The sequence below is a fragment of the Amycolatopsis sp. NPDC039088 genome, from assembly GCF_055598845.1.
On sequence record NZ_JBVKAE010000061.1, the window covers coordinates 1 to 20,836 of the forward strand.

A 20,836-nucleotide genomic window follows, 5' to 3' on the forward strand; every position below is an offset into this window, starting at 1 on the left:
GCGACCTGCTTCAACGGGACCTGGCCTTGACGGGCGACCGCGACGACGTCGTCACGAAACTCACGAGGATAGGGCTTGGGCACGAAGACATCCTTCCAAGCAAGGCCGAAACCTCACAAATCAGGTGTCAACCAAACCCTGGGCAGCCCCATTCGTGCTTTGGCCATGGATGTTTCGGTGCCTACGGCGGGTGAGTCCGATAGCGGCCGTGCTGTGAAGGACCCCTTGAGGGATTCGTATTTGTTTGCCCACTGCTGCGGAGCTTGTGCGGGGTTGCCGGTGCGGTCGGGTGGGGAGGATTCCGGCCGTTGGACGTCCGGAATCTTCCCCGCTCGGTCGCCGGCCCACCGGTCGTGATCGGCACGAGCTTGATCAACGGAAGATCGGGGACGTTGAGTATCCCGGATCTTCCGTTGATCAAGGTGCGAGACCGGGGCGACGACCACCACCCTCGTGCAGGTCAGGCGCAGGTACACAAACGCGGGTCACCCTTGAGGGACTCTGCGTCCCTCAAGGTTCCCCTCACCCATCGCGGACGGCCATCGCCAGCCTCACCAGGCATACCGGCTGCGCGTGAAGGCCCGTGACCGGTGAAAATCGATCCTGTTAGTACCGGCCCTTATCGGCACTCCGGTGTGATCCAGCCCGTGAAGCAAGTGAGTCACTCTGGCGTGCGCCGTGATCACGCTGTCAGGGCGGGCGCCACAGCGCTTGCCGCCGCTGCGCTTGTCGCGGTCTCGCCAGTCGCGAGCGCGGCCACGCCTGCTGCCGCCAACGATCCCGTTGGCGACCTTCTCGGTAGCGCTGAAGGAGAACTTGGCTCTGTCGGATACCTCGGCTCTATCGGAAAAATCACCGCCACCGACGGCCTTCTCGACTACGTTCTCTAGGGACCGGGTAAACACAAAAGGCCCCGCCTCCTCACCGGATACGGGGCCTTACGCATCCCCAATCGACCACCCGTACCGACGATGAGTCACGCAAGCCTCCCCCACCCACGCGTCATCCGAATTTCATGAAGCCCGCTTAGCGTCAGCGGCGTGAGACCTCTGACTTCGCGTGTCCGGGTGGGCGTGCTCCTGATCGGCCTCGGTACGGCACTCTCGGCATGCCGAGGCGTGCTTCCGACACCGAGTTCCGACGCGACACCCACAACGTCCACCGCTCCCTCGGTCGAGACCCAAACGCTGACCGTGACACCCACGGCGCCGGCCTCGTCGTCCGCTCGGGGCCTCGAACCCGCGGCGATCGACCGGGTTTTCCAGGTCTACATGAACGGGCTGGCCAACCACGACATGACCGCGTTGCGGAGCGGAACCTGCCCGCGTCTGCGCGAAACGCTGCTCGGCTTCGAACTGAACGGGCACTATGTCGAGCGTTGGGAGATGCTGCCGTACTCCGTCCCGGACGGAATGGAGTTCGTGACCGTGCAGGCCAAGGTCACTCAGCGGAACGCGCGGACCGGCAGACTGGCGGGCGACATCGTCTATTCCTGGTATGTCGAGCGGAACGAGGACACGAACTACTACGTTTGCGGGTGGCTCGACGGCAGATGAATCCCGGAGGTGGCAGGTGAAGGCGGTCGCACGACTCGCACGGGACGAGCGGACGGATTTCGCCGCCTTCCTGCGAACGCTGACGCCCGCGCAGTGGAACGAGCCGACGTTGTGTGCGGAATGGACGGTCCGGGAGGTGGTCACGCATGTGGTCGACTACGACCACTTGGGCTTCCGCGGGCTGCTCGGCCAGGCCATTCGGGGCGGACTGCGGTTGAAGCGGATGAACGCTCTCGGCATCGAACAGAGTACCGAGCGGACCCCCGACGAGCTGATCGCAAGGCTCGAAGAGCGGCTCGACCCGCGCGGTTTGACCACCGCTTTCGGCGGCCGGGTGGCGCTGCTCGACGGGCTCATCCACCAGCAGGACATCCGGCGTCCGCTGGGCCTGCCCCGTGAGGTGCCGCCCGAACGGCTGCGCCACGCCTTGGCGTTCGCGCGCTTCGCCCCGCCGGTCAAGGGTTTTCAGCGGGCGCGCGGGTTACGGCTCGTCGCGACGGACATCGGCTGGTCTGCCGGGTCCGGACCGGAAGTCCGCGGTCACGGCGAGCCACTCGTGATGGCCATCGCCGGACGGCGCCCGGCCCTGGACGAACTCTCCGGACCCGGCGCGGCGATCCTCACCTCCAGGATGGACATCTGACCTCCAGGGCGAGTCACTGCGGGAGAGCTGCGGAAAGCGCGCGGAAAGCGGAGTCAAGCCGCTGATGGTGTCCGGCGACGAGATCCGCGAGGTCCTCTCCGGCGAGGCGGCGCCGGACCGTCGCCACGACGACCGTCCGGTACGCGGCGACGACCAGCGCGGCGACCAGCTCGCTGTCGCCCGTGAACCGGACGTCGTTTTCGAGTTCGTCGGCCAGCTCGGCGTCGATCTCGTGCTCGAACTCGCGAAGCCGGGAGCTGAGCGCGCGGGACCCGGCCACCGTGCGCGCGAGCGGTTCGGCACCCTCACTCAACCCGGACAGCGGATGCTGTTCCTCCGCGAGCGCGAGGGCCGTTCTGCGAAGCGCTTCAACGGCACCGACGTCGTCCGTGCGCTCACGGACCGCCGCACGCACGACGCTGACCGCGTCCGGGAGCCGGTCCAGCGCGAGATCCTCTTTCCGGTCGAAGTGCGAGAACACGGTCACCTTCGAGACGCCGGCAGCCGCGGCGATCTCGGCGACAGTGACGTCGTCGAAGCCGCGTTCCACGAACAATCCGGTCGCGACCTCGGCGATATGCGCCCGCGTCTTCGAACCGCCTCGATCCCGTTTGGCCATATGACAACCTTACCTTTACTCGCTAAGCTTACCAAGTAAACTTATCGAGTAAACCTTGGAGATAGTCATGCGACGGATCGATGTGATCGTGGCCGGAGCCGGGCCCACCGGCCTGCTCCTCGCGAGCGAACTGGCTTTGCGCGGGGTGCGGGTGTGCGTGCTGGAGCGTCTCGAGGAGCCGGATCCGACGATCAAAGCCGGTTCGATCAACGTCGCCAGTGCCGAGATCCTGGACCGGCGCGGCCTGCTGCCCGCCGCGGAGAAGGTGCAGCGCCGTCTCATGGCGGCGGCCGGCGCCTTCACCGCAGGCCGCTCGAACCGGACGGTGCGCGAGCTGGAGGAAGGGGCAAGGCTGACTTCACGCCGGTTCCCAGTGCTCGGGCACTTCGCGGGGATCATGTTCCGGCCCGAGCTGGTCGACCAGAACGGTCCGGTGCTGGCCGCGCACACCGCGGTCGCCAACGGGATCGTGGTTCCCCAGCACGATCTCGAACTGCTGCTCGGTGAACACTGCGCCCGGCTGGGCGTCGAAATCCGCCGCGGTGTCGAGGTGCGGGGACTGCGGAGCACCGGCGCGAACCTCGGCGACGACGCCGACGTGATCGTCGAGACCAGCGCGGGCGACTTCACCGCCGGATGGGTCGTCGCGGCCGACGGCGGGCGGAGTGTCATCCGCAAGCGGCTCGGCGTCGACTTCGTGGGTACCGAGCCGGAAATGGTGGGCTATCAGGCCATCGCGGAGTTCGACGACCCGAGCGAGCTGCGGCGCGGGTGGAACTGGACACCCCGTGGCATCTACACCTACGGACCGGTTCCCGGCCGCATCCTCGTCGCCCGCTTCGCACCTCAGCCCGAGGACAAGAACGTTCCCGTCACCCTCGAAGAGCTGCAGAGCGCCGTACGGGAGGTCACCGGGATCCCGGTGACGATCACGGGTTTGCGCGGACGGGCGACGCGGTGGTCGGACAACGCGCGTCAGGCACGAAATTACCGTCAGGGCAGGGTTTTCCTCGCTGGCGACGCGGCACACGTGCACTCGCCGTTCAGCGCGCAGGGCCTCAACCTCGGCCTCGGTGACGCTGTGAACCTCGGCTGGAAACTCGCCGCGACCCTCAACGGCTGGGCGCCGCCGGGACTGCTCGACAGCTACGAGACCGAACGGCATCCCATCGGGGCGTGGGTCCTGGACTGGACGCGGGCGCAGGTGGCGCTCATGCGCGGTGACGAGCGCACCGCGCAGCTGCGGAAGGTCGTCGGCGACGACCTGCTCACCGTGCCCGGTACGACCGATCACATGATCGCGCTCTCCTCCGGGATCCTCCAGCATTACGACGTCGCCGAGGACGCCGCCGCCCCGGTCGGTTCGATCGCCGGAGACGTCGAACTGCAGTCCGGGACCAGGCTCGCCGACCACGCTCACGATGGCCGCTTCATCCTCGTCGACCGCTCGCCCGACGGCCGGTACGCCGAAGCGATCCGCGGTGTGGAGGACAGGGTCGCGTATACGGCGGACCCTGCCTCACTACCGAGCCTCTTCGTGCGCCCGGACGGGATCATCGCCTGGGCCGACACGGAAGAAGCCTCCGACGACAGCGCGCGGAAGTTGCTCGACACCGCGATCCAGCGCTGGGCGGACTCTCTCAGAACGCCGTAGACCGGCTCACGTCCTCCCAAGCCGCCAACTCCGCCGCCTTCGCTTCATGCGTGGCCCGCAGCCCGTCGACAGCGTCGTCGCCGAGCGCGAGCCGCAGCGGCGGGTTGTCGCTTTCGAGCACCTTCACGATCGCGGCGGCGGCCTTCGCCGGGTCGCCGGGCTGTGAGCCGTCCATCCCCTCGACGAAATCCCGGATCGCGCCGGTCGATTCGCGGTAGGCCTCGATCACCCGCGACCGCTGCAGCCGGGCGCCGCCGAACTCGGTCCGGAAAGCGCCGGGTTCCACGATGAGCACCTTGACTCCGAACGGCGCGACCTCGGCGGCCAAGGACTCCGACATCGCCTCCAGCGCGAACTTCGCCGAGCAGTAGGCACCGAACCCGGGCGGGCTCTGCTGGCCACCCATCGAACTCATCTGCACGATGGCGCCGCTGCCCTGCGCACGCAGATGCGGAAGCACGGCTTTCGTGACCTCGACAGCGCCGAAGAACATCACGTCCATCAACGAGCGCAGCTCGGTCATCGTCAGTTCTTCGACCGCGCCGACGGATCCGTGCCCGGCGTTGTTCACCAGGACGTCGATCCGGCCGAACGCGGCCAGGGTGGCGCTCACCGCAGCCTCGATCTGCGCGGGGTCGGTGACGTCGAGCGCGGCCGTGCGCACCCGGCCCTGTCCGAGTTCTTCCAGTTCGGACAGGGTTTCCGGGCGTCGCGCGGTGGCCATCACGCGGTCACCCGCGTCGAGGGCGGCCAGGACGAGGTGCCTGCCGAACCCGGCCGAGCAACCGGTGATCAGCCAGACACGGCCCTCGGTTTCCTGTGTCATCCAGATCTTCCTTCGTATTCGTCCATGCCCCAAAGACGTCAGTGGAGCTTCCGTCCTCCATGGTGCGAAGCTCGCGTTCGCCTCGCCAACACCGGCTTCCTGGTGCGGCTACAGTCTGAGCCTGTGACCCCTGAGTTGCGGCAGTTGCGGTACTTCGTCGCAGTCGCCGAGGAAGCGAGCTTCACCAGCGCGGCCCGCCGCCTGCATATCGCCCAGCAGTCGCTTTCCCAGCAGATCACCGTCCTGGAGCGGATCCTCGGCGCGGACCTCCTGCATCGCGACAGCCGCGGCACCCGGCTCACCGAAGTCGGATCGCTGTTCCTTCCCGAGGCCCGCGCGGTGCTGGCGCGCAACGACGAAGCGCTGTCGGTACTGGACCGCGCGGTACGCGGCGAAATCGGCACGCTCCACCTCGGTTTCCTGACCACCACGGCGAACTATCTCCTCCCGCCGGTGGTACGCGCGGTCCGTGACCGGCTCCCCGACCTGTCCCTCACCACGGACGACACCCAGATCGCGGCGCTCGTCGACGGGCTGAACCGGGGCCGCTACGACCTGATCTTCACCCGGCCACCGCTGATCGACGGCTTCGAGACCCGCACGTTGATCACCGAGGAGGTCTGCGCGGTCCTGCCGGAGGGGCATCGGCTGGCGGGCTCCCGCGAGTTGAAGCTCGCGGACCTGGCGGACGAGCCGTGGGTGCTCACGCCCCGCGGTTCGTGGGAGCCGTGGCATCGCCGCTACGACAGCGAATTCGAGGCGGCCGGGTTCACCCCGAGGGTGGTGCAGCGGGCCGCGACCGTCCAGGGGCTGCTCGGTCTGGTCGCCGCGGGCGTCGGCGTGACCAGGCTGGCGCGGTCGTCACACAGCCTCCGCCGGAGCGGTGTGGTGTTCGTGCCGCTGGCGGGCGACACCGCCCGCACGGTGGTGGCGTGGTCTCCCGGCAACGACAAGCCTGCCTTGCCCGGCGTGCTCGACATCGTGTCGAAACTGGCGGCGGGAACGGATCTGACGGAGGCGGGCTGACCCGGCATAGCCACCGTCACACCCGGCTTGATCACCTGTTCGGGCCGGGTATCCGTAGACTTCGGTGACGATGCGACGTTTCCGGTGGTGGTGGGGTGCTCTCGCGCTCACGTTCGTGGTGGTCCTCGTCGGTTTCTTTGCGTTCTCCGGGTCGGAAAGCAGGCCGGGGCAGCCGTCCCCCCGCCAAGGCCCGCCGGGGACGGGGCCGCTGACGGTCGTCTCCATCGGCGACAGCACCGTGTCCGGGGAAGGCGCGGGCGACTACACGCCCACTACCAACGGACAGGGCGGCAACTGGTGCCACCGCTCCCCCAACGCCTTCGTCGAGCAGATCAAGATCCCCGACATCACCGCGCGCGTGAACCTCGGCTGTTCCGGAGCGCCTTCCGAGCAGGTCGCGCTCGGCGAGGCCAAGCAGTGGACCGAACCGTCACAGGCCCAGCAGCTCGCGAACCTGATCAAGGATCATCGGGTCGCCGCGGTGGTGATCGCGATCGGCGCGAACGACGAGCCGAAGTTCTCCGCTCAGGTCAACGAATGCTTCAAGGCATGGTTCTCGCCGCAGAATCCGCCGTGCAGTGAAGCACTCCGCACCACCTGGAAGTCCAAAGTGGACGCCATGGTGCCGAAGGTGACCAACGCCGTCGCCGACGTCAAGAAGGTGCTGGCGCAGGCCGGTTACATCCCGGCGGACTACCAGCTCGTACTGATGTCCTACGCCTCGCCGGTCGGCCCGCAGATCCCGGAAGCGCTCCGCAGCCTCAACGGCTGCCCGTTCCGCACCGAGGATCTGGAATGGATGCGCCGCGACGGCGTCTCCGTCCTGGCGGACGGGCTCAAGCAGGCGTCGAGGGCGACCAGCGCGCGGTTCCTCGACCTTTCGCGGGCGGGCGCGGGCCGTGAGGCGTGCAGCAGCGACCCGGCGAACGAGTGGTTCAGCAGGCTGACGTTGCAACTGCGCGACCTCGGCCAGGTGGACCGTGCGAGCCACGCGTTGCAGGAGTCGTTCCACCCCAACGCGAACGGGCACGCTCAGGTCGCGAACTGCCTCAACGAGTTCCTCGCCGCCCGCGGCGGCAACGCCTCATGCCTCTCCGGGCCCGACGGCAAACTGCACGCCGCGCCCGAGGTCATCGCCCGCTAGAGGTCCAACGCGGCGCGCAACGCGATGTCGATGCGCTCCTGGACCTCTTGGTCGATCTCCGCGATCTTCTCGTCGAACCACGGCCGGTACAGGCGCGTGAGGTTCAGCGTGGAAACCCAATATCGCGCGTCGACGGCGACACCGAGGATGTCCTGTGGATCACGGTCCAGCAGTTCGGTGCCGAGCAGCCAGGGCCGCTCGGATTCGTTCACCCCGTCCGAGGACAGCAGTACGACGGTGCGCTGCCGTGCCGGTTCGGTCGGGGGGTGGTACGTCCAGACTTCACCCCTGTGCACGCAGATCCTTCTCCGCGGCGGTCAGCTCGGCCTCGTCCGATTCGGCGGACGGTTCGACCGGAGCGCGCTGCGGGGTGTATCCGGTGCGGACGGCTTCCCTTCGGGCCGCCTTGGACAACCACGACGAGACCGAGATCCCGTGTGCCTTGGCGGCCCGCTCGGCGAACTCGAGCGCACCACTGTCGAGTGAGAGTGTGACCTTACGTGTTGCCATACCTTTTATCGTACCAGCGCCGCGCAAGCCCACCCATTTATCGGGAAGACCGGCCTCAGAGGGTCGGCGAGCGCCCTTCGAACGGCGTCGAAAGCACCACCGTCGTCCGCGTGGAGACCTTGGCGGCCTCGCGGATGCGCCGGAGCAGATCTTCCAGGCCGAGCGGTGAGGCCACCCGGACCAGGAGGATGTACGACTCGTCGCCGGCGACCGAGTAGCAGGACTCGATCTCCTTGATGTGCTCGAGACGCTGCGGATAGTCGTCCGGGGCGGCGGGATCGTTCGGCGTCAAGGAGATCAGCGCGGTGAGCGGGAGGCCGATCTGCTCGCCGTCGAGGCGCGCGGTGTACCCGAGGATCACCCCGCGCTGCTCCAGCCGCCGCACCCGCTGGTGCACCGCCGACACCGACAGCCCGACCCGCTCGGCGAGATCGGTGAAACTACGCCTGCCGTCCGCCGCCAGTTCTCCCACGATGGCCTGGTCCAGCGGCTCCAGGGAACCGGTCATGCGTCGAGCACGATCAGGTCGTGCGGACGCTGGTTGACCGGCTCGACACCGTCCTCGGTGACCACGACGATGTCCTCGATGCGGGCGCCCCAGCGGCCCGGCTGGTAGATGCCCGGCTCGACGCTGAAGGCCATGCCCGGCTCGAGCGGCAGTGTGTTGCCCTTGATGATGTAGGGCTCTTCGTGCACGTCGAGGCCGATGCCGTGGCCGGTGCGGTGGATGAAGTACTCGCCGAAGCCCGCGTCGGCGATGATGTCGCGCGCGGCGGCGTCGATCTGCTCGGCGGTGACGCCGGGGCGGACGGCCTCGACCGCGGCGCGCTGGGCCCGCTGCAGGACCGCGTAGGTCTCGGCGACGTCGGCGTCGCGCGGCTCACCGACCGCGTAGGTGCGGGTGGAGTCGGAGTTGTAGCCCTCGGCGATCGGGCCGCCGATGTCGACCACGACGACGTCGCCGCGCTCGATGACGCGCTCGGAGACATCGTGGTGGGGGCTGGCGCCGTTCGGGCCGGAGCCGACGATCACGAAGTCCGCGTGCGTATGGCCCTCTTCGACGATCGCGGCGGTGATGTCCGCGCCGACCTCGGCCTCGGTGCGGCCCGGCCGCAGCCACTCGTGGACGCGGGCGTGGACCCGGTCGATGGCCGCGCCCGCGTCGCGCAGCGCCTGGATCTCGGTCGCGTCCTTGCGCATCCGCAGTTCGCGCACGATCGGCCCGGCCAGCGTCTGCTCGGCGTCGCCGAGCGCGCCGCGGAAGGCGAGCACGTGCAGGGCCGGGGTGAAGTCGCTGACCGCGACCCGGCCCGGCTTGCCGAGCCGGTCGGCGACCAGTTCGTAGGCGTTGTCCCCATCGACCCAGGTGACGACCTCGATGCCGAGCTCGTCGGCGGGGACGTCGGCGTAGCCAGGCGCTTCCAGCTTCGGCAGCACCAGCGCCGGAACACCGTCGGCCGGGATCACCAGCGTGGTCAGCCGCTCGAACGAGCCACCCGCCTGCCCGATGAGGTAGCGCAGGTCCGAGCCGGGTGCGATCAGCAGGGCGTCGGTGTCGGCGGCGGCCGCGGCGGCGCGGGCCCGGTCGAGGCGGGCGCGGAGGCTGGCGGCGTCGGGGGCTGGGTTGTGCAGGGAACGGCGCGACATGGTGGCGAGCCTAGTCGGTCCGGGCCTCTTGGCTCACCAGCCGGTCGCGCTCGATCGGGGCGGGATCGTCCAGCCCGCGCCAGACCCGGAAGATCGCCGGGAAGGTGCCGGCGATCAAGTACAGGCCACCGAACACGGCGAGCGCGCCGACGAGCCCGATCCCGTCCAGCAGCAACCCGGCCGCCATCGAACCGAGTGGCATCGCCGCCAGCACCCCGCCGACGAGAAGGCTGAGCACCCTGCCGCGGACGGCTTCCGGGACCCGTTCGTAGACCGCCGGGAGCACGATCGGATTCAATGCGCCTGCTCCGATCCCGGCGACCACGAGTCCGGCGAGCAGCACGGCCGGCGCGGGTTCCAGCGCGAGCAACGCGAAGCGCGGCGCGCCTTCGATCGCGACGGCGACGAGGATCGCCGTCCGCCGGGAGAACCGGTGCCCCACCCAGCCGTAGATCGCCGAACCGAGCAGCGCGCCCGCCGCGACCGCGGTGATCATCGCGCCGATGAGCGCGGTGCTGTGCAGGACCTGGTCGCCGTACGCCGGGTACAGGACGCCGAGCAGTCCGAAGTCGAGGCTGTTGGTGAGCATCAGCATGCCGACCACCGCACGCAGTACCGCGTCGCGTTTGACGTACCCCAGTCCTTCGCGCAGTTGCTTGAAGTAACCGCCCGACGGCGGCCTCGGCGGCCCGGCCGCGACCGGGATCAAGGCGAATACCACCACCGCGGACAGCAGGAGCGCGCCCGCGTCGACGAACAGCACCGGCATCGGCCCGATCAGCGCGATCAGCGCGCCGGCGGCGGGCCCGCCCGCCATCCGGCCGGTTCTCATCGCCGCTTCGACGGCGCTGGCCGCCCGGCTCACGCGGACACCGCCGAGGTCGGCGACACCGGGGAGGAGCACCTGTTTGGCCGTGTCCGCGGGACCGCGGGAAACGCCCATCACGAACGACAACGCGATCAGTCCCGGCAGACTGAGCCCCGTCGTGCCCATCGCGAGCGGGATCAGGAGCACGGTGACGGTGGTCAGAAGGTCCGCGCCGACGCTGGCCCGGCGGGTGCCGACCCTGTCCACGACCGGCCCACCCAGCATCGCGGCGACCATCAGGCCCAGCACTTCAGCCGCGGTCACGAGGCCGGTCTTGGTACCACTGCCCGTGCTTTGCAGTACGAACCAGGGAATCGCGAGCAACGTCATCATCACCCCGGCCGAGGAGATCCCCGAAGCCACGACCAGGGCCCCCAGTGGCATCCGGCTCATGGCGTCTCCGGCCGGGACTTCCTCGGGAAGGCCGCCCAGTGCACGCGGACCTGGGTGTCGCCGTCCTTCTCCGGACGGCGATAGCGGCCGATCACCTCGAGGATCTCGTCACTCAACGCGGCGGCCTCGTCGGGGGTGAGCGGGAGCGGCGAGTCGTGGAAGCTGACCTTGTCGATCCACTCGTCGGCCCAGTCCCGCACCTCGGCGACGAACTGCGCTTCGGCGGCGTAGCGCCGTTCGACCATCGTGTGCGCGTAGGCGTTGAACGGGCCGGCGAGGTCGGGATCGTCGATGAAGTCCTTGGCCTGCATTTGATCCCCCTCGTGCACGGCCTTCCACCATCTGTCGCGTCTGCTGCCGCGTTCGCTGTCCTCGGCGATCAGCCCGGATTCGGCCAGCTGACGCAGATGCCAGCTCGTGGTCCCGGAACTTTCCCCGACCCGTTTCGCCAGCCCGGACGCGGTCGCCGGACCGTCCTCCCGCAGCAATTCCAGGATCCGCACCCGCAGCGGATGCGCCAGCGCCCGCAGGAGACGTCCGTCGATCCGGGCGAGATACCGCTCGCTCTTCCCCATGCTGTGACCTTATAACCGCAAAGGACTCTCTGCAAAGAGTTCTCTGCGATCAGCTTCCCCGAAATCAAGCTGTTCTGGAGTTTGACCTCAACTTAAGTTCAGGTTTTACGGTCAGTGGCATGACAACGAACACGCCTTACCAGCTCGCCGTCGTGATCAGCAGCGTCCGCGAGGGCCGCTTCGGCCCCGTAGTCGCGAACTGGTTCCTCGACCGCGCGAAACAGCGCGAGGACGTCAACCTGTCCGTCATCGATTTGGCCGAAACCCCCGACGGCCTCTCCCCCGGCGTCGCCGCCGCCGACGCCGTCGTGGTGATCGTCCCCGAGTACAACCACAGCTACCCCGGCCCATTCAAGACCGCCCTCGACGCCACCGGCCCCGAATGGCACGGGAAGCCGGTCGCTTTCGTGTCCTACGGCGGGATCTCCGGCGGTCTGCGCGCGGTCGAGCACCTGCGTCCCGTCTTCGCCGAACTGCACGCCGCCACGATCCGCGAGACCGTGAGCTTCCCCTATGCCTGGAACTGCTTCGGGCCCGACGGCGAACCCCACGCCGCCGAAGACGTCGACCTCGCGGCCGCCACGCTGCTGAACCAGCTGGGCTGGTGGGCCAACGCCCTGCGCGACGCGCGCCGGGTGCGGCCCTACGCCGCCTGACCGGTTCCCGTGAAGGACTCGGCTGGGGGCCGGGTCCTTCACGGACATCCGCGGCGGAACGTGGCAGGCTGTCCGGGTGACCGGACCTCTCGCCCTCCTCGATTCCGCGAGCCTCTACTTCCGCTCGTTCTACGCCCTGCCCGAGTCGATGACCGCCCCGGACGGGACGCCGGTCAACGCCGTGCGCGGGTTCACCGACACCGTCGCCCGGATCCTCACCGACCGGCGTCCCGCCCGGCTCGTGGCGTGCCTGGACGCGGACTGGCGGCCGAAGTTCCGCACCGACCTGTTGCCCACCTACAAGGCGCACCGCGTGGCCGAAGAGGTGCCGGAGGGCGGCGACGTCGAAGAGGTGCCGGACACGCTCACCCCGCAGGTGCCGATCATCCTGGAACTCCTCGAGGCCTTCGGGATCGCGACCGCCGAAGCGGCCGGGTACGAAGCGGACGACGTCATCGGCGCGCTCGCGACCCACGAGAAGAAGTCGCCGGTCGAGGTCATCACCGGGGACCGCGACCTGTTCCAGCTGGTGCGCCACGAGCCGACGCCCACGGTGGTCATCTACGTCGGCAAGGGCTGGAACAAGGCCGAGATCCTCGGCCCGGCCGAGATCGCCGAGAAATACGGCGTCCCGGTGGAGCACGCCGGCGCCGCGTACGCGGACATGGCCGCGCTGCGGGGCGATCCGTCCGACGGGCTGCCCGGGGTGGCCGGGATCGGGGAGAAGACCGCGGCGAAGCTGATCACGCAGTTCGGTTCACTGCAGGAGCTCTTGGACGCGTCGAATGCCGGCGACTCCCGGGTGCCGCTCAAGACGCGACTGCGGCTGACCGACGCCGCCGACTATCTCGCGGTCGCGCCGACCGTGGTCCGGGTCGCGGCGGACGCACCGATCGAGCAGTCCCGGCCGGACGTCGTGCCGTCCGAGCCCGCCGATCCGGACAAGGTCGCGGAACTGGCGGAACGCTGGAATCTCGGCCGTTCGGTGGAGCGTCTGCTGGCCGCGCTCCCCAAGTCGTGAGCAACACCGAGGCCGACCCGGCCGAACTGCTGTGCCGGGACCGGCCCGGTGACGGCGTCGTCGTGCTGACCCCGCGTGAGGTCCCGCTCGGCGGGCCGCGCGCGATCCGCGTCCGCCGGACGCTTCCGCAACGGCAACGGTCCCTGATCGGCGCCTGGTGTTTCGCCGACCACTACGGACCGCAGAACGTGTCCGAGTCGGGCGGAATGGACGTCGCGCCGCATCCGCACACCGGCCTGCAGACCGCGAGCTGGCTGTTCAGCGGCGAGATCGAGCACCGCGACAGCATCGGAACCCGCGCCATGGTCCGGCCAGGCGAGCTCAACCTGATGACCGGCGGACACGGCATCGCGCATTCGGAAGTGTCCACTCCGGACACGGCGACGCTGCACGGTGTCCAGTTGTGGCTCGCACTGCCTGACGAACATCGCGACACCGCACCGGATTTTCGGCACTACGCCCCGCCGGTGCTCCGGCTTCCCGGTGCCACCGCACGGGTCTTCCTCGGCAGCCTCGCCGGGGTCACCTCACCGGTTCCGTCGTTCACTCCCCTGCTGGGCGCCGAACTCACGGTGGAGCCGGGGGCGGCCTTGCCCCTCGACGTCGACCCGGCTCACGAACACGGCGTCCTGCAGGATATCGGCTCCGTCACCGTCGCCGGGACGGCGCTGGACACCGGAGAACTCGCCTACCTCGCGCCCGGAGCCGAACGGCTGGCGCTGGCCAACCCGGGCGCCGAACCGGCCAGAGTGCTGCTCCTCGGCGGGACCCCGTTCACCGAGGAACTGGTCATGTGGTGGAACTTCGTGGGCCGGAGCCACGAGGAGATCGCCGAGTACCGCGAGGCGTGGCAAGCCCAGTCGGACCGGTTCGGCCGGGTGGAGGGCTACCAGGGCACCACGGCGTGGCTGCCCGCACCCACGTTGCCGCAGGTACGGATCAAACCCCGTCGCAACCCGGCTTAAAAGAACGTTCCACACCACGGCGCCCGCGTGGTGTGGAACAGCGTGTCGGCGCGGACGACCGCCGCCTCGTTCAGCACCTCGACACGGCCGGCGAGGACCTGGTCGCTGAACAGGCCGTGGCCAAGGTACAGCGACGCCAAGGTGTCGACGTCCAGCCGCAGGTCCGCATCGGCGGTGGTGCGGTGCACGCCGCTCTGGCCGGCGACGTAGCGACCGTTGTTGTCCGGAAGCTGCCTGTCGAGCACGTCAAGCACGACGGGTCCGGCCGGGCCGTACGTGCGCGCCTCAAGTGCGGCGGGCACGTCGATGAGCCGCACCCACAGGTCGTCGATGACCTCGGTGGTGTTGACCGCTCGCGGATCGGTGAGCAGTTCGGCGACCGGCTCGTCCATCGGACGCCCACGGCCTTCGACCGCCGACACCAGGTCGACCGACAGCAGGAAGCGCCACAGTCCCGCCAAGGCCCACGGTGTCGCGGCGTGGAGTTCACGGATCTGCAGCAGCGCGCCACGCTCCGGTGTCTGACGGTCGCGCACGTCGACGCTCTGGTAGACCACGAAACCATCGTCGCCGTCGGGTCCACTGTGGACCGCGACGCGATAGCCGTCGTTCCCGGTGACGAGCCGGTCGAAGAAGCCGGGCCACCACATGTCCGGACGGGCGAGGAAGCCTGGCCGGTCGCCCGCGAAGCGCCGGTACAGCGCCGGAACGCGTTCGACCGCCTCGGCCGGTGTGACGAACTTGACGACGCCGTCGCTCCCCACGCCGTCACGAAGCCGGGCTCGGGGGCGTTCGACGACGACACCTTTCCCATAGGTGGCCGCGCCGTAGCCGAAGCGGCCGTAGATCACGCCTTCCGACGCGTGCAACGCGGCCAGCGGGACACCCCGCGCGGCGATGTCCTCCAGCTGCGCGGCCATCATCGAGGTGAGGACGCCACGGCGGGTCCAGTCCGCGCGGACGCCGACGCCGTCGACGGCCGCGGTGGCGAGCTTCCGTCCACCTGGGACAGTCAGCTCGGTGTCGAAGGAACTGGCGATCCCCACCAGGGTGCCGTGGTCGTCGAAAGCGGCGAACTTCCCTGTCGCGGGCCAGCTCGCGGCCATCTCGGCCCAGACTTCGTCCGAGACCGGCTTGCCGTGCAGGGTATCTACGAGCAGTTCGAGACAGGCCCGCTGTTCACCTTCGGCCACGGCGCGTACGTGGAATTCGCTCATGCCACGAGATCCTGCCGTCCCGCCATGGCGAACCCAACCGGTTTTCAGCCGGGCGCGCCGACTTCGTAGCGGCCGTCGTCGCCGGTGACGGTGATCGAGACGGTCTTGCCCTCGCCGCCGACCTGAACCGTGCAGCTGAACGTGCTGCCGTCCTTGACGGTCTGGTTGGACGGGCAGAGCACTTCGCCGACGTCGCGCACTTGATAGGTCTCGGTGAGGATCTTCCGCACGTCCGCCTGCATGGTCCTCGGATCGAAGACCCGGCTCGCGGTGCCGGAGGAGGGCGAACCGCCCGACGTGCCGCCGGTGACCTGTGCGCTCGACGAGGAACTCGTCGCCGGCGGGACCGTGACGGTCTTCGTCGAGGGCGCGGGCACCGGGGTGTCCGAACACGCCGCCAGCACCGCGAAAGCGGCACCACACAGAACGACCGTCGCGACGGCTCGCCCGCTCAAGCTTCTCCACCCCCACCGAACGTGATCTTCCAACGTCAGAAGAAGGTACCGCACCAGGGGTTCACTCGCGTACTGAACAGCAGGTCCGCCCGTTCGAGCGCGGCCTCGCCGGTAGCGCGGACGCGTCCGGCGATCGCGAGCTCCGACGCGCGCCAGCCGCCCAGGTACAGCATCGACAGGGTGTCGGCGTGCAGTTCGAGATCGGCCGGGTCGGCGGTGCGCTCGGCGCCCTCATCGGACAGCCGGTAGCGGCCGGAATTGTGTTCCAGGAAGGGATCGGTGACTTCGATGACGAGCGGGCCACCAAGGTAGGTGCGGGCGTCGAGCATCGCGGGGACGTCGACGAGGCGGAGCCAGCCCTCGTCCTGGATCTTCTGCACGGCCGCGTGCCGCGGGTCGGTGAACAGTAATTCGACCGGTTCGTCGAGCGGCCGTTTGTCGGCGGTGATGCGATCGACGAGGTCCACGGAGAGCAGGTGCCGCCACAGACCGGCGAACGCGTCAGGGCTCGCGTAGTGGAACGACTGGATCTTCAGCAGCGCCGGGGCACCGAAATGGGCCCGTTCGACGTGATAGGTGACGTATCCGTCGATACCGTCCGGGCCACGATGCACCGCTGTCGCCGTGGGGGTTGTCGCCCTGCGCACTTCGCGCTCGTAACCCGGCCACAGGTACGGGCTCCGTGCGATCATGCCGGGCCGGGTCCGCGGGAGCGCGTCGAACAGCGACGGCCACTGCTCGATGGTGCTTTCCAGATCCAGCAAGGTGATCTGCCCGCCCGCCGGTATCTCGGGGCGGAGCCGGGCACGGTGCCTGTCGACCTCGATCGACTTGCCTCGCGCGGCGATGCCGTACCCGAACCGGCCGTAGATGGCGCCTTCGGACGCGTGCAGCATCGCGGCGGGGTAGCCACGGGCGGCGAAATCCTCGAACTGGGCGCGCATCAACGCCGTCAGCACACCGCGCCGGGTGCGGTCGGCCCGGACGCCGACGAGGCTGACCGCGGCGAGCGGCGTGGTGCCGCCGCCTGGCAGGGTGATTTCCGTGTCGAAGGACCGGGCGGTGCCGATCAGTTCCGGGTCGAACGCCCCGAAACCGCGATCCGGCTGCATCGACGAGGAGATGCCCGACCATTCCTCGTCGGTCATCTCCTTGACATGCAAGGCCCGCCTGAACACATCCGCCGCGGCCCGGTCCTCTTCCGACCGGATCAGCCGCACTGAGAAGTCGCTCATGGAACGATCATGCAGGATCGACCGAACCGGGCGCCCGCCGTTTACTTCGTGACGGCGGGCGGCGACACCTCGTAGTTGCCGGTGTCACCCTTCACGGTGATCGGCACCTCCTGCGGCTTGCCGTCGATCGTGGCGGTGCAGGCGAATTTCTCGCCGTCCTTGACCTCCTTGCCCGAGGGGCAGGAAACCGCGCTGACGTTCGGGATCTGGTAGGTCTCGGTGAGCAGCTTCTGCACGTCGGTCTGCATCTGCGTGTTGTTGAAGACCTGGGTGTTGAACCAGCCCGGCGTGACGAAGCCGAGGACGCCGACCGCGGCGATGATCACCACGAGCGCGCCGATCCCGATGAACAGGCCCTTCTTGGACTTCGGCTTGTCCTGCGCCTCGCCCGGGGTGCCCTGGAACTGGCCCTGACCGTACTCGTACTGGCCCTGCTGCTGCGGCTGCCCGTACTGCGGCTGTTGCTGCGGGCCGCTCTGCGGGTAGCCGGGCTGCTGCTGGGGTCCGCTCTGCGGGTAACCCGGCTGCTGGCCCCATTGCGGCTGCTGGTGCTGCTGGGAGGGGTCGTAGCCCGGCTGCTGCTGCGGGCCGCTCTGCGGATATCCCGGCTGCTGCGGGGACGGGTCGTAGGGCGCGGGCTGCTGGCCCCACTGGGGCTGTTGCTGCTGCGTCTGCGACGGGTCGTACTGCGGCTGCTGACCCCACTGTGGTTCCTGCTGCGGGGGTTCCTGCTGCGGGGGTTGCTGCTGCGGGCCGCTCGGCGGTTGAGTGCCGCCCGGCTGTTGCCCGTAGCCCGGCTGCTGCCCCCATGGGGGCTGCTGCTGCGGGTCGTTGCCGCCATACGGCGTGCTCATCGTTCGCCTCCGCTTTTCCGCCATTGTCCACGGCCGAGATACAAGGCCGTCGTGGGCGATCCAACCACAGGTCGGCGCCCCTGCCCACTGTTCCGGGGTGGTGTCGGGACAACTCGACGCGACCGTACCCACCCCGGTGGCGGCATCGAATCCGCCGGTCAGCCCAACGCCCCGTCGGTTACGCCCCGCCTGCCGCGACGACACCGCGTCGCAGGGCCTTCACCGCGTCCGAGGCGGCCGCCCCGACCGGATCGGCCCGCCCGAGGACGTCGCGGATCTGGTCCAGCAGGTCGATGACCTGCCGTGACCAGCGAACGAAGTCGCCGGCGGACAGCTCCTGGCCGTTCGCCTCGGCGGCGGTGAGGACCTTCTCCAGCGATTCACCGCGTGCCCAGCGGTAGATGGGCCAGGCGAAGCCGGCGTCCGGTTCGCGAGTGCGGTCCAGCTTGTGCCGTCGCTCGTCCTCGGTGAGCTCCATCCACAGCCGTGTGGTCGCCTGCCAGGCGTCGACGACCTTGCCGGCGGGCAGCCGCGGCTCGCCCGCGATGTCGCGGCGCGCCTCGAAGACCAGCGTCGAGACGACGGCCGCGAGTTCGGCGGGCGCCAGGCCCTTCCAGACGTCGTGCCGGATGCATTCGGCGGCGAGCAGGTCGGATTCGCTGTAGAGGCGGGTGAGCCGTTTGCCGTGTTCGGTCACGCGGTCCTCGCCGTCGCCCTTGGATTCGGGGCCGAGGTAGCCGCGCTCGCCGAGCAGCCGCAGGATGCGGTCGAAGGCGCGGGCGAGCGAGTGCGTGGTCGCGGCGACCTTGCGTTCCAGTTGCTCGGTCTCCGCCGAGAGACGCTGATACCGCTCGACCCAGCGCAGATTCGCCTCGCGTTCGGCCAGACCGTGGCAAGGATGTGCCCGCAGCGCGCGCCGCAGCGCGGCCAGCTCGCCGTCCTCGTTGGCCCCGGCGCGACGCTTTTGCCTGCCGGGCAACGAGATTCCCGCGTTGCGGAGACTCGAAGCGATGTCGCGACGGGTCTTCGGGGACCGCAGCTCGATGTGCTTCGGCAGCTTGATGTTCCCCAGTGCCTCGACGGGTGACGGGAAGTCGGAGACCGAGAGCGGGCCGGACCAGCGGTCCTCGGTGACCACGACGGGACGCGGTTCGCGGATCGGGTCGAGCCCCGGGTCGACGACGACCGCGAGCCCCGCGCGCCTGCCCGCGGGCACGGCGATGACGTCTCCCTTGCGGAGTTTCTCCAGCGACTCGGCGGTGCCCGCCCGCCGCGCGGAGGTGTTCTGCCGCGAGAGCGCCTTCTCCCGCGCCGAGATCTTCGCGCGCAGCTCGACGTACTCGAGCATGTCGTCGAAGTCCCCGGTGATGGCGGCGGTGTAGCCGCGCAGGGCCTCCTTGTTCCGCTCGATCCGCCGCGCGAGGCCGACCACCGACCGGTCGGCCTGGAACTGCGCGAACGACTGCTCCAGCAGGTCACGGGCCGCCTCGGCGCCGACCTGCGCGACCAGGTTCACCGCCATGTTGTAGCCGGGCCGGAACGACGACCGCAGCGGGTATGTCCGGGTCGAGGCGAGACCGCCGACCTGTTTCGGGTCGATGCCCGGCTGCCAGGCGACGACGGCATGCCCTTCGACGTCGATCCCACGGCGCCCGGCCCGCCCGGTGAGCTGTGTGTACTCCCCCGGTGTCAGGTCGACGTGCGCTTCGCCGTTGTACTTCACCAGCCGTTCGAGGACCACGGTGCGCGCGGGCATGTTGATGCCGAGCGCGAGCGTCTCGGTGGCGAACACGACCTTCACCAGCCCCTGGACGAACAGTTCCTCGACGGTCTCCTTGAACGCCGGAAGCAGCCCGGCGTGGTGCCCGGCGATACCGCGTTCGAGCGCCTCACGCCATTCCCAGAAGCCGAGGACGCCAAGGTCGCCTTCGGGCAGGTCCTTGGTGCGCTCGGCGACGATGCGACGGACCTTCTCGACCTCTTCGGGGCCGTTCAGCCGCAGACCGGAGCGGACACACTGGCCGACGGCGGCGTCACAGCCCGCGCGGGAGAAGATGAACACGATGGCCGGCAGCAGACCGGCGTTGTCCAATCGCTCGACCGTGTCGGTGCGGGACGGCGGCCGGTACCTCGGCATCCGCGACGGCGCCCCTCGCCGTCCCCTCGGCCCGCGCAGCCCGGCCGGGGCGAACCGTCCGCCGATCTCCTCGGTGCGGCGAAGCAGGCTGGGGTTGATCCGCAGTTCGGTGCCGGGCGCGTTCTCCTCCTGTCCGGCGAACAGATCCAGCAGCCGGTTGCCGACCAGCATGTGCTGCCACAGCGGCACCGGCCGGTGCTCGTCGACCACGACGGTGGTGTCGCCGCGGACCTCGACGAGCCATTCGCCGAACTCCTCGGCGTTGCTCACCGTGGCCGACAGGCCGACGACCCGGACGTGCTCGGGCAGATGGAGGATGACCTCTTCCCAGACCGCGCCGCGGAACCGGTCGGCGAGGTAGTGCACCTCGTCCATCACCACGTAGGCGAGCTCGCCGATGGTCGACGACCCGGCGTAGAGCATGTTGCGCAGTACCTCGGTGGTCATCACCACGACCTGCGCGTTGCCGTTGATCGAGGTGTCACCGGTGAGCAGACCGACGGCGTCGGCGCCGTACCGGCCGACGAGGTCGGCGTACTTCTGGTTCGACAACGCCTTGATCGGCGTCGTGTAGAAGCATTTGCGCCCCTCGGCGAGGGCGAGATGCACCGCGAACTCGCCGACCACGGTTTTCCCGGCGCCGGTGGGCGCGCAGACGAGCACGCCGTGACCGCCTTCGAGCGCCTCGCACCCGCGGACCTGGAAATCGTCGAACTCGAACGCCGACTCCGCGGCGAACCGGGTCAGCTGGGGGTATTGAGCGCGGCGCTGGGAGGCTGCGTACGCCTCGGCCGGGGTCTGAGAAGGGCTGTTGACCACTTCGTCAGGGTTCCAT

The 20,836-nt window shown here is 69.3% G+C and carries 21 protein-coding genes; 8 read left to right on the forward strand and 13 right to left on the reverse strand.

From position 1 onward, the window contains the following. The first annotated feature begins 1,040 nt into the window (after positions 1-1,040). On the forward strand, positions 1,041-1,556 hold the full coding sequence (locus ACZ7KI_RS41055) for a hypothetical protein (protein ID WP_470278407.1): 516 nt from the start codon (positions 1,041-1,043) through the stop codon (positions 1,554-1,556). A gap of 16 nt (positions 1,557-1,572) precedes the next feature. After that, positions 1,573-2,199 (forward strand): maleylpyruvate isomerase family mycothiol-dependent enzyme, encoded by a 627-nt coding sequence (locus tag ACZ7KI_RS41060; RefSeq protein ID WP_470278408.1) that lies wholly within the window; start codon positions 1,573-1,575, stop codon positions 2,197-2,199. A 13-nt stretch (positions 2,200-2,212) separates the two neighbouring features. On the opposite strand, the gene ACZ7KI_RS41065 is transcribed toward ACZ7KI_RS41060, so the two are convergent. Further along, positions 2,213-2,818 carry a TetR/AcrR family transcriptional regulator gene (locus tag ACZ7KI_RS41065; protein ID WP_470278409.1) on the reverse strand — a complete coding sequence of 202 codons (606 nt, stop codon included), beginning with the start codon at positions 2,816-2,818 and terminating at the stop codon, positions 2,213-2,215. 67 nt (positions 2,819-2,885) lie between these two features. Between ACZ7KI_RS41065 and ACZ7KI_RS41070 the strand changes: the two genes are divergently transcribed. Next, positions 2,886-4,472, forward strand: a complete 1,587-nt coding sequence (locus ACZ7KI_RS41070; RefSeq protein WP_470278410.1) for an FAD-dependent oxidoreductase — start codon at positions 2,886-2,888, stop codon at positions 4,470-4,472. Here the strand turns inward: ACZ7KI_RS41070 and ACZ7KI_RS41075 are convergent. Next, complete coding sequence (locus ACZ7KI_RS41075) at positions 4,459-5,298, reverse strand: oxidoreductase (protein WP_470278411.1); 840 nt, start codon at positions 5,296-5,298, stop codon at positions 4,459-4,461. The two genes, ACZ7KI_RS41070 and ACZ7KI_RS41075, sit on opposite strands and share 14 nt — an antisense overlap. A gap of 123 nt (positions 5,299-5,421) precedes the next feature. Here ACZ7KI_RS41075 and ACZ7KI_RS41080 point away from each other — a divergent pair, with 123 nt between their 5' ends. Further along, a complete protein-coding gene (locus ACZ7KI_RS41080; RefSeq protein WP_470278412.1) occupies positions 5,422-6,324 on the forward strand; it encodes a LysR family transcriptional regulator in 903 nt (300 codons plus the stop codon). Between the two features lie 70 nt (positions 6,325-6,394). Beyond that, a complete protein-coding gene (locus ACZ7KI_RS41085) occupies positions 6,395-7,468 on the forward strand; it encodes a GDSL-type esterase/lipase family protein (protein ID WP_470278413.1) in 1,074 nt (357 codons plus the stop codon). On the opposite strand, the gene ACZ7KI_RS41090 is transcribed toward ACZ7KI_RS41085, so the two are convergent. Genes ACZ7KI_RS41090 through ACZ7KI_RS41115 form a run of 6 tightly spaced genes read right to left on the reverse strand, consistent with a single transcriptional unit; the run spans position 7,465 to position 11,461 of the window. Beyond that, complete coding sequence (locus ACZ7KI_RS41090) at positions 7,465-7,764, reverse strand: hypothetical protein (protein WP_005150941.1); 300 nt, start codon at positions 7,762-7,764, stop codon at positions 7,465-7,467. The two genes, ACZ7KI_RS41085 and ACZ7KI_RS41090, sit on opposite strands and share 4 nt — an antisense overlap. Beyond that, positions 7,751-7,978, reverse strand: coding sequence for a hypothetical protein (locus ACZ7KI_RS41095; RefSeq protein ID WP_007035425.1), 228 nt, complete (start codon positions 7,976-7,978; stop codon positions 7,751-7,753). Before ACZ7KI_RS41095 ends, ACZ7KI_RS41090 begins: the two co-directional genes overlap by 14 nt. Positions 7,979-8,033: 55 nt before the next feature. Beyond that, the gene (locus ACZ7KI_RS41100; RefSeq protein ID WP_470278414.1) at positions 8,034-8,486 is read right to left on the reverse strand and encodes an Lrp/AsnC family transcriptional regulator; all 453 of its coding nucleotides are present in this window, start codon (positions 8,484-8,486) and stop codon (positions 8,034-8,036) included. Further along, positions 8,483-9,625: a M24 family metallopeptidase gene (locus ACZ7KI_RS41105; RefSeq protein WP_470278415.1), complete on the reverse strand. Its 1,143-nt coding sequence runs from the start codon at positions 9,623-9,625 to the stop codon at positions 8,483-8,485. The genes ACZ7KI_RS41100 and ACZ7KI_RS41105 overlap by 4 nt, the downstream gene beginning before the upstream one ends. A 10-nt stretch (positions 9,626-9,635) precedes the next feature. After that, positions 9,636-10,886 (reverse strand): MFS transporter, encoded by a 1,251-nt coding sequence (locus ACZ7KI_RS41110; RefSeq protein ID WP_470278416.1) that lies wholly within the window; start codon positions 10,884-10,886, stop codon positions 9,636-9,638. After that, a complete protein-coding gene (locus ACZ7KI_RS41115; protein WP_470278417.1) occupies positions 10,883-11,461 on the reverse strand; it encodes an ArsR/SmtB family transcription factor in 579 nt (192 codons plus the stop codon). The genes ACZ7KI_RS41110 and ACZ7KI_RS41115 overlap by 4 nt, the downstream gene beginning before the upstream one ends. Before the next feature lie 119 nt (positions 11,462-11,580). Here ACZ7KI_RS41115 and ACZ7KI_RS41120 point away from each other — a divergent pair, with 119 nt between their 5' ends. From ACZ7KI_RS41120 to ACZ7KI_RS41130, 3 genes are all read left to right on the forward strand, one after another. Next, the gene (locus ACZ7KI_RS41120; protein ID WP_470278418.1) at positions 11,581-12,117 is read left to right on the forward strand and encodes an NADPH-dependent FMN reductase; all 537 of its coding nucleotides are present in this window, start codon (positions 11,581-11,583) and stop codon (positions 12,115-12,117) included. Positions 12,118-12,193: 76 nt separating this feature from the next. Continuing rightward, the gene (locus ACZ7KI_RS41125) at positions 12,194-13,138 is read left to right on the forward strand and encodes a 5'-3' exonuclease (protein WP_470278419.1); all 945 of its coding nucleotides are present in this window, start codon (positions 12,194-12,196) and stop codon (positions 13,136-13,138) included. Next, positions 13,135-14,103 (forward strand): pirin family protein, encoded by a 969-nt coding sequence (locus tag ACZ7KI_RS41130; protein ID WP_470278420.1) that lies wholly within the window; start codon positions 13,135-13,137, stop codon positions 14,101-14,103. Before ACZ7KI_RS41125 ends, ACZ7KI_RS41130 begins: the two co-directional genes overlap by 4 nt. Here ACZ7KI_RS41130 and ACZ7KI_RS41135 read toward each other — a convergent pair. From ACZ7KI_RS41135 to ACZ7KI_RS41155, 5 genes are all read right to left on the reverse strand, one after another. Then, positions 14,100-15,320 (reverse strand): GNAT family N-acetyltransferase, encoded by a 1,221-nt coding sequence (locus ACZ7KI_RS41135; protein WP_470278421.1) that lies wholly within the window; start codon positions 15,318-15,320, stop codon positions 14,100-14,102. The genes ACZ7KI_RS41130 and ACZ7KI_RS41135 overlap by 4 nt on opposite strands. Before the next feature lie 44 nt (positions 15,321-15,364). Continuing rightward, positions 15,365-15,775 (reverse strand): DUF4333 domain-containing protein, encoded by a 411-nt coding sequence (locus tag ACZ7KI_RS41140; RefSeq protein WP_470278422.1) that lies wholly within the window; start codon positions 15,773-15,775, stop codon positions 15,365-15,367. Positions 15,776-15,810: 35 nt separating this feature from the next. Continuing rightward, the gene (locus ACZ7KI_RS41145) at positions 15,811-17,010 is read right to left on the reverse strand and encodes a GNAT family N-acetyltransferase (protein ID WP_470278423.1); all 1,200 of its coding nucleotides are present in this window, start codon (positions 17,008-17,010) and stop codon (positions 15,811-15,813) included. A gap of 41 nt (positions 17,011-17,051) precedes the next feature. Continuing rightward, positions 17,052-17,864, reverse strand: coding sequence for a DUF4333 domain-containing protein (locus ACZ7KI_RS41150; RefSeq protein ID WP_470278424.1), 813 nt, complete (start codon positions 17,862-17,864; stop codon positions 17,052-17,054). A 178-nt stretch (positions 17,865-18,042) separates the two neighbouring features. Next, a complete protein-coding gene (locus ACZ7KI_RS41155; RefSeq protein WP_470278425.1) occupies positions 18,043-20,820 on the reverse strand; it encodes a DEAD/DEAH box helicase in 2,778 nt (925 codons plus the stop codon). Between the last annotated feature and the right edge of the window lie 16 nt (positions 20,821-20,836).

Bases quoted from the DNA above. Each gene is read 5' to 3' on its own strand.
- ACZ7KI_RS41065 (WP_470278409.1), bottom strand. From the start codon at position 2,818: ATGGCCAAACGGGATCGAGGCGGTTCGAAGACGCGGGCGCATATCGCC.
- ACZ7KI_RS41070 (WP_470278410.1), top strand. From the start codon at position 2,886: ATGCGACGGATCGATGTGATCGTGGCCGGAGCCGGGCCCACCGGCCTG.
- ACZ7KI_RS41075 (WP_470278411.1), bottom strand. From the start codon at position 5,298: ATGACACAGGAAACCGAGGGCCGTGTCTGGCTGATCACCGGTTGCTCG.
- ACZ7KI_RS41085 (WP_470278413.1), top strand. From the start codon at position 6,395: ATGCGACGTTTCCGGTGGTGGTGGGGTGCTCTCGCGCTCACGTTCGTG.
- ACZ7KI_RS41095 (WP_007035425.1), bottom strand. From the start codon at position 7,978: ATGGCAACACGTAAGGTCACACTCTCACTCGACAGTGGTGCGCTCGAG.
- ACZ7KI_RS41100 (WP_470278414.1), bottom strand. From the start codon at position 8,486: ATGACCGGTTCCCTGGAGCCGCTGGACCAGGCCATCGTGGGAGAACTG.
- ACZ7KI_RS41105 (WP_470278415.1), bottom strand. From the start codon at position 9,625: ATGTCGCGCCGTTCCCTGCACAACCCAGCCCCCGACGCCGCCAGCCTC.
- ACZ7KI_RS41110 (WP_470278416.1), bottom strand. From the start codon at position 10,886: ATGAGCCGGATGCCACTGGGGGCCCTGGTCGTGGCTTCGGGGATCTCC.
- ACZ7KI_RS41115 (WP_470278417.1), bottom strand. From the start codon at position 11,461: ATGGGGAAGAGCGAGCGGTATCTCGCCCGGATCGACGGACGTCTCCTG.
- ACZ7KI_RS41120 (WP_470278418.1), top strand. From the start codon at position 11,581: ATGACAACGAACACGCCTTACCAGCTCGCCGTCGTGATCAGCAGCGTC.
- ACZ7KI_RS41135 (WP_470278421.1), bottom strand. From the start codon at position 15,320: ATGAGCGAATTCCACGTACGCGCCGTGGCCGAAGGTGAACAGCGGGCC.
- ACZ7KI_RS41145 (WP_470278423.1), bottom strand. From the start codon at position 17,010: ATGAGCGACTTCTCAGTGCGGCTGATCCGGTCGGAAGAGGACCGGGCC.
- ACZ7KI_RS41150 (WP_470278424.1), bottom strand. From the start codon at position 17,864: ATGAGCACGCCGTATGGCGGCAACGACCCGCAGCAGCAGCCCCCATGG.